This is a genomic window from Bacteroides sp. AM54-2NS (assembly GCF_003602935.1).
GTDB lineage: Bacteria > Bacteroidota > Bacteroidia > Bacteroidales > Bacteroidaceae > Bacteroides > Bacteroides xylanisolvens.
This window is the reverse complement of sequence record NZ_QTMZ01000097.1, coordinates 3,768-5,326: the sequence shown is the minus strand read 5'-3', so window position 1 is coordinate 5,326 and position 1,559 is coordinate 3,768. Positions and strand designations below refer to the sequence as shown.

The window sequence follows — 1,559 nt, the reverse complement described above, 5'->3', positions numbered from 1 at the left end:
AAAAGATACTTTTACAATGAAGAGTTTGATCCTGGCTCAGGATGAACGCTAGCTACAGGCTTAACACATGCAAGTCGAGGGGCAGCATTTTAGTTTGCTTGCAAACTAAAGATGGCGACCGGCGCACGGGTGAGTAACACGTATCCAACCTGCCGATAACTCGGGGATAGCCTTTCGAAAGAAAGATTAATATCCGATAGTATATTAAAACCGCATGGTTTTACTATTAAAGAATTTCGGTTATCGATGGGGATGCGTTCCATTAGTTTGTTGGCGGGGTAACGGCCCACCAAGACTACGATGGATAGGGGTTCTGAGAGGAAGGTCCCCCACATTGGAACTGAGACACGGTCCAAACTCCTACGGGAGGCAGCAGTGAGGAATATTGGTCAATGGACGAGAGTCTGAACCAGCCAAGTAGCGTGAAGGATGACTGCCCTATGGGTTGTAAACTTCTTTTATATGGGAATAAAGTATTCCACGTGTGGGATTTTGTATGTACCATATGAATAAGGATCGGCTAACTCCGTGCCAGCAGCCGCGGTAATACGGAGGATCCGAGCGTTATCCGGATTTATTGGGTTTAAAGGGAGCGTAGGTGGATTGTTAAGTCAGTTGTGAAAGTTTGCGGCTCAACCGTAAAATTGCAGTTGAAACTGGCAGTCTTGAGTACAGTAGAGGTGGGCGGAATTCGTGGTGTAGCGGTGAAATGCTTAGATATCACGAAGAACTCCGATTGCGAAGGCAGCTCACTAGACTGCAACTGACACTGATGCTCGAAAGTGTGGGTATCAAACAGGATTAGATACCCTGGTAGTCCACACAGTAAACGATGAATACTCGCTGTTTGCGATATACAGTAAGCGGCCAAGCGAAAGCATTAAGTATTCCACCTGGGGAGTACGCCGGCAACGGTGAAACTCAAAGGAATTGACGGGGGCCCGCACAAGCGGAGGAACATGTGGTTTAATTCGATGATACGCGAGGAACCTTACCCGGGCTTAAATTGCATTTGAATAATCTGGAAACAGGTTAGCCGCAAGGCAAATGTGAAGGTGCTGCATGGTTGTCGTCAGCTCGTGCCGTGAGGTGTCGGCTTAAGTGCCATAACGAGCGCAACCCTTATCTTTAGTTACTAACAGGTCATGCTGAGGACTCTAGAGAGACTGCCGTCGTAAGATGTGAGGAAGGTGGGGATGACGTCAAATCAGCACGGCCCTTACGTCCGGGGCTACACACGTGTTACAATGGGGGGTACAGAAGGCAGCTACCTGGCGACAGGATGCTAATCCCAAAAACCTCTCTCAGTTCGGATCGAAGTCTGCAACCCGACTTCGTGAAGCTGGATTCGCTAGTAATCGCGCATCAGCCATGGCGCGGTGAATACGTTCCCGGGCCTTGTACACACCGCCCGTCAAGCCATGAAAGCCGGGGGTACCTGAAGTACGTAACCGCAAGGAGCGTCCTAGGGTAAAACTGGTAATTGGGGCTAAGTCGTAACAAGGTAGCCGTACCGGAAGGTGCGGCTGGAACACCTCCTTTCTGGAGCGATGTCGTAA

At 49.5% G+C, this 1,559-nt stretch carries 1 rRNA gene; it reads left to right on the top strand.

The window, feature by feature from the left end:
* Window positions 1–13 precede the first annotated feature (13 nt).
* Window positions 14–1,542, top strand: a 16S ribosomal RNA gene (locus DXA05_RS25605).
* The last annotated feature ends 17 nt before the right edge of the window (window positions 1,543–1,559 follow it).